The 7,110-nt window shown below is 71.3% G+C and carries 8 protein-coding genes, 1 pseudogene and 1 riboswitch; of the genes and pseudogenes, 3 read left to right on the top strand and 6 right to left on the bottom strand.

Annotation, left to right across the window (positions count from 1 at the left end; translation table 11 throughout):
- The 6 genes and pseudogenes from ABZV94_RS39065 to ABZV94_RS39040 form a co-directional block, all read right to left on the bottom strand.
- Positions 1-236: pseudogene (locus tag ABZV94_RS39065) on the bottom strand (urease accessory protein UreF); the annotation flags it as partial.
- Positions 236-1,957 carry an urease subunit alpha gene (locus ABZV94_RS39060; RefSeq protein WP_356349420.1) on the bottom strand — a complete coding sequence of 574 codons (1,722 nt, stop codon included), beginning with the start codon at positions 1,955-1,957 and terminating at the stop codon, positions 236-238. The pseudogene ABZV94_RS39065 and the gene ABZV94_RS39060, both read right to left, overlap by 1 nt.
- Positions 1,950-2,261, bottom strand: coding sequence for an urease subunit beta (locus tag ABZV94_RS39055; protein WP_356349418.1), 312 nt, complete (start codon positions 2,259-2,261; stop codon positions 1,950-1,952). Before ABZV94_RS39055 ends, ABZV94_RS39060 begins: the two co-directional genes overlap by 8 nt.
- 10 nt (positions 2,262-2,271) lie before the next feature.
- Positions 2,272-2,574, bottom strand: coding sequence for an urease subunit gamma (locus tag ABZV94_RS39050; RefSeq protein ID WP_356128432.1), 303 nt, complete (start codon positions 2,572-2,574; stop codon positions 2,272-2,274).
- A 226-nt stretch (positions 2,575-2,800) separates the two neighbouring features.
- On the bottom strand, positions 2,801-3,088 hold the full coding sequence (locus ABZV94_RS39045) for a type II toxin-antitoxin system Phd/YefM family antitoxin (RefSeq protein ID WP_356349416.1): 288 nt from the start codon (positions 3,086-3,088) through the stop codon (positions 2,801-2,803).
- Between the two features lie 31 nt (positions 3,089-3,119).
- A complete protein-coding gene (locus ABZV94_RS39040) occupies positions 3,120-4,154 on the bottom strand; it encodes a S1C family serine protease (RefSeq protein WP_356349414.1) in 1,035 nt (344 codons plus the stop codon).
- 265 nt (positions 4,155-4,419) lie between these two features.
- Between ABZV94_RS39040 and ABZV94_RS39035 the strand changes: the two genes are divergently transcribed.
- The 3 genes from ABZV94_RS39035 (at position 4,420) to ABZV94_RS39025 (ending at position 6,417) form a co-directional block, all read left to right on the top strand.
- Complete coding sequence (locus tag ABZV94_RS39035) at positions 4,420-5,055, top strand: ATP-dependent Clp protease proteolytic subunit (protein WP_356349412.1); 636 nt, start codon at positions 4,420-4,422, stop codon at positions 5,053-5,055.
- 7 nt (positions 5,056-5,062) lie between these two features.
- On the top strand, positions 5,063-5,368 hold the full coding sequence (locus ABZV94_RS39030; protein ID WP_356349410.1) for a hypothetical protein: 306 nt from the start codon (positions 5,063-5,065) through the stop codon (positions 5,366-5,368).
- 341 nt (positions 5,369-5,709) lie between these two features.
- Positions 5,710-5,940, top strand: a riboswitch (cyclic di-AMP (ydaO/yuaA leader).
- A 3-nt stretch (positions 5,941-5,943) separates the two neighbouring features.
- The gene (locus tag ABZV94_RS39025) at positions 5,944-6,417 is read left to right on the top strand and encodes a C40 family peptidase (protein ID WP_356349409.1); all 474 of its coding nucleotides are present in this window, start codon (positions 5,944-5,946) and stop codon (positions 6,415-6,417) included.
- The last annotated feature ends 693 nt before the right edge of the window (positions 6,418-7,110 follow it).

Here is a 7,110-nt window from a genome sequence, read left to right as displayed (position 1 = left end):
GTCCGCGCGTCGGCCGCCGCGTCCAGCTCGCCCGGATCGGTGCCGAGGACGGCCGCCGCCGCGAGTGCCGCCGTGACCAGCCCGGAGGTGTGCAGCCGGCCCCGGCAGAACTCCTCCAGGCTCGGTGCGTCGGTGATGCGGCCCGCCTTGACGGCGGCCTCGGCCCCGCCGGAGTGGGCGTGCCCTCCGGCGGGGAAGCGGCCGTCGGCCAGGACGAGCAGTGCTGCCCTGGACACTAGAAGAGGAAGTAGCGCTGGGCCATGGGCAGTTCCTCGGCCGGAGCGGCCTCGACGAGTTCGCCGTCGATGTGCACGGCGAAGCTGTCGGGGTCGATCCGGACGTCCGGCCGGGCGTCGTTCTCGCGCATGTCGGCCTTGGTGACCGCGCGCGTGGACTCGATCGCCACGAACCGTTTGCCGAGCCCCAGCCGTTCCGGCAGTCCGCCCTCGAGCGCCAGGTCCGCGACGAAGTTGACGGAGTTGGCGGCGGGCGCCCGGCCGATGGCGCCGTACATCGGGCGGGGCAGGATCGGCTGCGGGGTGGGAATGGAGGCGTTGGCGTCGCCCATCTGCGCGTAGGCGATCTGTCCGCCCTTGAGGACGAGGAGCGGCTTGACCCCGAAGAACGCGGGCTCCCACAGCACCAGGTCGGCGAGCTTGCCGGTCTCGACGGAGCCGATCTCGGCGGCGAGGCCCTGGGCGAGCGCGGGGTTGATCGTGTACTTGGCGACATAACGCCGGACGCGGTGGTTGTCCGCGCGGCCGTCGCCCGGCAGGGCCCCGCGCCGGCGCTTCATGACGTGGGCCGTCTGCCAGGTGCGCAGGATCACCTCGCCCACCCGCCCCATCGCCTGGGAGTCGGAGGAGATGATCGAGATCGCGCCGAGGTCGTGGAGGATGTCCTCCGCGCCGATGGTGGAGGGGCGGATCCGGGACTCGGCGAACGCCAGGTCCTCGGGGACGGCCGGGTTCAGGTGGTGGCACACCATCAGCATGTCGAGGTGTTCCTCGGTCGTGTTGACGGTGAAGGGCCGGGTCGGGTTGGTCGAGCTGGGCAGGACGTTCGGCTGCGAGACGACCGTCATGATGTCCGGGGCGTGGCCGCCGCCGGCGCCCTCCGTGTGGTACGAGTGGATGCCCCGGCCCGCGATCGCGGCGAGGGTGTCGCCGACGAACCCCGCTTCGTTCAGGGTGTCGGTGTGGATGGCGACCTGGATGCCGGTGCGGTCGGCGACCGTGAGCGCCGCGTCGATGACGGCGGGCGTGGAACCCCAGTCCTCGTGGAGTTTGAGGCCGACGGCGCCGCCGCGGATCTGGGAGAGCATCGCCTCGTGGCTGACGGTGTTGCCCTTGCCGAGGAAGCCGACGTTGACGGGGTAGGCCTCCATCGCCTCCAGCATCCGGGCCAGGTGCCAGGGGCCGGGCGTGACCGTGGTGGCCTTGGAGCCCTCGGCGGGTCCGGTGCCGCCGCCGACCAGGGTGGTGACGCCGGAGGCCAGCGCCTCGTCGGCCACCTGCGGGCAGATGAAGTGGACGTGGGCGTCGATGGCGCCGGCGGTCAGGATGCGCCCGTTGCCCGCGATGATCTCGGTCTCGGGGCCGATGACGAGGTCGGGGTGGACCCCGTCCATGGTGTCCGGGTTGCCGGCCTTGCCGAGGGCGGTGATCCGGCCGTCGCGGATGCCGACGTCGGCCTTGACGACGCCCCAGTGGTCGACGACGACGGCACCGGTGATCACGGTGTCGGGGGTGCCCTCGGCGCGGGTGGCGCGGGACTGGCCCATGGACTCGCGGATGACCTTGCCGCCGCCGAAGACCGCCTCGTCGCCGGAACGCCCGGGGCCGCCGGAGCGGTCCTCCTCGATCTCGACGAGCAGGTCGGTGTCGGCGAGCCGGATGCGGTCGCCGGTGGTGGGGCCGAACAGGTCGGCGTAGGCGGCGCGGGAGATGTCAGGCATCGAGGGCACCCCCGGTCTCCCCGCGCAGTCCGGGGACGATCCGGGCGCCGGTCAGGGGCACGAGCTCGACCTCCACGGGGATGCCGGGCTCGAAGCGGACGGCGGTGCCGGCGGCGACGTTCAGCCGCTTGCCGCGGGCGGCGGCGCGGTCGAACTCCAGGCCGGGGTTGGCCTCGGCGAAGTGGTAGTGGGAGCCGACCTGGACCGGCCGGTCGGCGGCGTTGAGGACGGTCAGCCGGGTGACCTCGCGGCCCGCGTTGCAGACGACGGGGCCGTCCGCGAACAGGATCTCTCCGGGAATCATCGCGGCCCCCTCAGACGATGGGCTCGTGGACGGTGACGAGCTTGGTGCCGTCCGGGAAGGTGGCCTCGACCTGGACGTCATGGATCATCTCGGCGACCCCGTCCATGACGTCGTCCCTGGTGAGGATCTTGCGGCCGGAGGACATCAGCTCGGCGACGGTGCGGCCGTCCCGGGCGCCCTCCAGGATGTGCGACGTGATCAGGGCGACCGCTTCCGGGTGGTTGAGCTTCAGCCCGCGCGCCCTGCGCTTCTCGGCCACGTCGGCCGCCACATGGATCAGCAGCCTCTCTTGCTCGTGCGGGGTCAGTTGCACGTCCCACCTCACAGTCCTTGCTCCGGACCGTGCGGGGTCCGGTTGCCGCAGCCACCGCGACGGGGACAGGTGTAACACACGGACAAATCCCCGGATCTTCATCAATCCGGGCAGAGAAACCCCTGGTGGCGTGGATCGGCAGGCTAGAGCGCCGGAGTTTCAACGACGTTAACCAGACCTTGATCGGCGCATGACCGGCCGATGGGTTCCCGCAGGGACGGGCGGTTCAGGAGGCGCCCGGCCTCCGGTGCTCCGCCGCGATCCCGAAGCGCCGCTGATCGCGGGATACGGGACCGGTCTCGTGGACCCGCGAGACCGAGCTGATAACCTGCTCCCCGGCCTGCTCGTCCAGATCGTCCAGCGCCTCCAGCCGCTCCAGGTCGGCGGCCGAGACCAGCGCGACCAGCGGCTTGCCGTGCCGGGTCACGACGACGCGCTCACCGCCGTAGACCACGCGGTTGATCAGGTCGGCGAGCTCAGCCCTGGCTTGCGTCACCGGAATCTCGTAGGCCATACCACCAGCTTACGGGGCGCCCCCGCGGGACCTACTTCTTCGGCAGGAGCAGATCGGTGCTCCAGTCCTCACCGAAGCGCGTGACGTGGCCCTCGTCCGTGGTCGCGCCGGCATTGAGGCTGTACTTGCCTTCGAGCGGGAGCTTCTCCCCGGGAGTCGCGGACTGCAGGACGTCGCAGAGGTCACCGACCGTGGCCACGCGGGTGTCCTTGACCGCGGTGATCACGTCGCCGAACTCCAGGTCGGCCTTGGCCGCCTCCGAGTTGGTCGCCACGTCCTCCACGAACAGCCCGCTGGTGCCGTCCTTCACCAACCGCTCCTGCGTGTCGGCCACCAGCTGCTCCGCCTTGGGATCCTCCTGGTAGGTGCGGGCGAGGTCCGGGTCGTCCAGGGAGCCGAGCAGCCAACCGGGGTCGTTGTGCCTGTCACCGGAGGCCAGCCCGTCCAGCAGCGGGCGCACGTGGTCGCTGCTGATCGAGTAGTACTGCCCCTCGGCCTCGGGGTTCCCGAGGGTGTTCACACCGATCACCTTGCCGTCGGCGTCGAGGAGCGGCCCTCCGGAGCTCCCGTGGTTGATCGTGGCGGAGTGCTGGATCGTGTCCGCGTAGTGGGGCAGGGAGGGCGAGGGATCCGCCGGCACGTTCGGCGACTGGACGCTGCCCGCGGTGTAGACGGGCTTCTGCGCCTCCACGTCCTTCTCGAAGGACGCCGGGTAGCCGATGGCCGTGACGGCGTCGGCGGCCTTGACGTCGCGGCTGTCGGCGAACTCCAACGCCTTGAGGTCCTCCTGTGGCGCGCTGAACTGCAGGACGGCGACGTCCTCGCACGGATCGATGCCCAGGATCCGGACGGCCACCTCCCCCTTGTCCTGGACGACGGCCTTCAGGGCGCTCTCGCCCGCGACGACATGCGCGTTGGTGACGATGAGCCCCTTGTCGGCGTCGTAGATGAAGCCACTTCCCGCCCTGACCTCGCCCACCACGTGGACGGTGCCCGGCGCGGCCTCCTCGAAGATGTCCTGCGGCGAAGCGTCCGCCGGGGCCGCGTTCGCCACCGTTCCACCCATGACCAATGACGCGACCGCTGTTCCGACGAGCGCGGCTCTGACTTTCGCACCCACGGCGTGGAGCCTTCCGACGACGGGCGGCACCCACCGGGACCAGCCCGGAAATGATCGCTTACACCTCCAGCTTAGGCGCGCAACCCCGCGCTGTCCTGATGAACCGTTACCGCACCGGACCCTCGGCATCCACCCCCGCCTTCTGTACGTGCTGTACATTTTTTACAGAGAGCTCGCCGAAGGCGGCTCCGCCGTGAGGAGGGGTATGCCCATGTCCCGACCGTCCGCCCGCCATGTCCTGCCCGAGTTCACCGAGCGCACCGGGAGCGCCGTACGCACCCTCGATCCGTACGCCAAGTTGTTCGAGGACCGGATCGTCTTCCTCGGCACACCGATCGACAACGCGGCGGCGAACGACGTGACGGCGCAGTTCATGTACCTCGAACACGCGGCCCCGGACCGGGACATCACGCTGTACGTCAACTCGCCCGGCGGCTCCCTCGACGCCATGGCGGCCATCTACGACGTGATGCGGTACGTCGGCTGCGACGTGGCGACCTACTGCCTGGGACAGGCCTCCGCGTCGGCCGCGGTACTGCTCGCGGCCGGCACCCCCGGCAAGAGGTTCACGCTGCCCGGCGCCCGCATGGTGATCCGGCAGCCCGCGCTGCCCGAGCCGGTGCGCGGACAGCCCAGCGACCTGCTCATCCAGGCGGAGGAGTTGACCCGGATCCGCGCGACGCTCGCGGAGATGCTCGCGCGGCACACGGGGCGCACGGCCGGGCAGGTCCACGAGGATCTGGAGCGCGACCTGATCCTGGACGCCGCCGGGGCGGTCGCCTACGGTCTGGTGGACGGCATCGTGCCGAGCCGCCGGGACACGCCCGGCGCACCGGACGCGAGGTGAGCCGCGCATGCAGCCGGACCTCCCACCCCTGCCCGCGCTGACCCGGGCCGAGGGCGACCTGATCGACCGTTACCTGGAGGCGGTCGACCTGCTGGGCCGCATCAACCCGGCCCGGCCCGGGGACACCTATCAGGGGCTGCGCGCGGCCCAGGCCCTGGTGCGCAAGGCGGCAGAGCTGCGGGACGCACTCGCGCTGATGCACCAGCGGGGCGAGACGGAGCTGCACGGGGACACGCTGGCACGGGCGTTGCGGGTGCTGGACGGTGAGCGCCGGACCGCTCGCGTCACGCTCCCGCCGGACGACGTCGGCTGAGGCGGACGCCCCGTCGGCCCGGCCGGCACCGCGTGTCGACACGCGTCGTCCGCACGGGACTTGAAACGGCCCGAACGACGTACCGCCGACCGGTGTACTTCCCGATCGTTTTCCGGGCCTCCCGAGTTGCGCGGCGCGTGACCACATGAGCCGCCGGAAGACGCTTCGCCCCAGGTCGGGGGCTACGTCCGGGATCTGACGGACGCTCGAACAGAGCAGTGTCCACCCGAACGGGTGAGTGGTGAGTAACGCCACAAATCCCCGATTCCATTGGGATTTTCGGACAGACGTGAGCCAAGATCCCTGTCTGACGACAAGCCCCCGCCACCGCGGCGGGGCGATCCGGGCGGACGCCGAGTCCTGCCGCCGCCCGGATGACCGGTCGACGGAGTGGATCGGCAGGAGTGGAGGACCCAAGCAAGGCGGGTCGCCGGAACAGGTGTTCGTCCGTACGACACGGACGGGCGTCGTCTCCGGCCGACCCTTGGGGTGAAGCCGCGGCAACGCGGCCGGGCTACTTCGCCAGCCCGAATCCGACAGGTCATCCTTCACAGGCGGCTGACGAAGGGTTGCGCATGACTGCGCTCAATCGTGTCCCGTCGCTGATGGCCCGGGCCGGCACGGCCTCGGCTCTGACCCTCGCCGCCGTGGGCGGCTCCATCGCGGTGCCCGGCCTCGCCACCGACGCCTCCGCCGCGACCATGGCGACGAAAGCACTCAAGGTCGCGGCCTCGAAGAAGGGTGCCCCCTACGCGTGGGGAGCCACCGGGCCGCGCAGGTTCGACTGCTCGGGGCTGACGCTCTACTCGTACAAGAAGGCCGGCAAGAAGCTGCCGCGCACCGCCGCCCAGCAGTACAACAAGACGCACCACATCTCCGCCAGAAGCCGCAAGGCGGGCGACCTGGTCTTCTTCCACTCGGGTTCATACGTCTACCACGTCGGCATCTACGCGGGTCACAACAAGATCTGGCACGCGCCGAAGACCGGGGACGTGGTGAAGCTCGAGAGGATCTGGACGAAGAGCGTCTGGTACGGCCGGGTCAGCTGACCCGCCCTCAGGCCGGGAGCGGCTCCAGCAGCAGGGCCGCTCCCGTGCCGTCCACGCCGCTCCGGTGCCCGCCGGAGCGCCGAGCGGGGGCACGCAGGCGCCGCCCGGCGCCGGGAGCGCCCGGAACAGCGCGGGCCCGCGCTACGGGCGGCGCGCGAAAGGGATTCCGCCCGCGGGCCGGCCCCACGATCCGCGCCGGCACCGGAAGGGGCGTCGCCCACGACCCCGGTGAATCCGGCGCCCCGCATGACCGCCGGTCCGACGACGATCCCGGCCCGGCGCCGGCGATGGCCGACCCGACCACCCGGCCACCGACCACCTCGGCCGCGCGTCACCCGCCCCCTCCCCGCGGCTGAGCGAGCCGGAGCGGGCCGGATTTCCGGCGATACGCAGACCGCCGTCGGGACGGGACGGAGGCGTCACCCACGACCCCGTTGAAGCCGGCGCCCCGCATGACCGCCGGTCCGACGACGATCCCGGCCCGGCGCCGGCGATGAGCTACCCGACCACCCGGCCACCGACCACCTAGGCCGCGCGTCACCCGCCCCCTCCCCGCGGCTGAGCGTGGTCGGGAACACCCATGCTCGGCCCGGAGGGCTAGGGTCTGTTGCGAAAGTGGATCTTGTTCCTTGATGATCACCTGTCGTGGGACGTGGGGATCTGACGAACGGCCAGTGGGCCCGGATTGAGCCG

Origin of the sequence: Streptomyces sp. NPDC004658 (genome assembly GCF_040609555.1) — a bacterium.
Lineage (GTDB): Bacteria > Actinomycetota > Actinomycetes > Streptomycetales > Streptomycetaceae > Streptomyces.
This window is presented reverse-complemented; position numbering and strand designations above follow the sequence as displayed.

Coding starts and splice junctions, on each gene's coding strand:
- ABZV94_RS39060 (WP_356349420.1), bottom strand. CDS start 1,957: ATGCCTGACATCTCCCGCGCCGCCTACGCCGACCTGTTCGGCCCCACC.
- ABZV94_RS39055 (WP_356349418.1), bottom strand. CDS start 2,261: ATGATTCCCGGAGAGATCCTGTTCGCGGACGGCCCCGTCGTCTGCAAC.
- ABZV94_RS39045 (WP_356349416.1), bottom strand. CDS start 3,088: ATGGCCTACGAGATTCCGGTGACGCAAGCCAGGGCTGAGCTCGCCGAC.
- ABZV94_RS39040 (WP_356349414.1), bottom strand. CDS start 4,154: ATGGGTGGAACGGTGGCGAACGCGGCCCCGGCGGACGCTTCGCCGCAG.
- ABZV94_RS39035 (WP_356349412.1), top strand. CDS start 4,420: ATGTCCCGACCGTCCGCCCGCCATGTCCTGCCCGAGTTCACCGAGCGC.
- ABZV94_RS39030 (WP_356349410.1), top strand. CDS start 5,063: ATGCAGCCGGACCTCCCACCCCTGCCCGCGCTGACCCGGGCCGAGGGC.
- ABZV94_RS39025 (WP_356349409.1), top strand. CDS start 5,944: ATGACTGCGCTCAATCGTGTCCCGTCGCTGATGGCCCGGGCCGGCACG.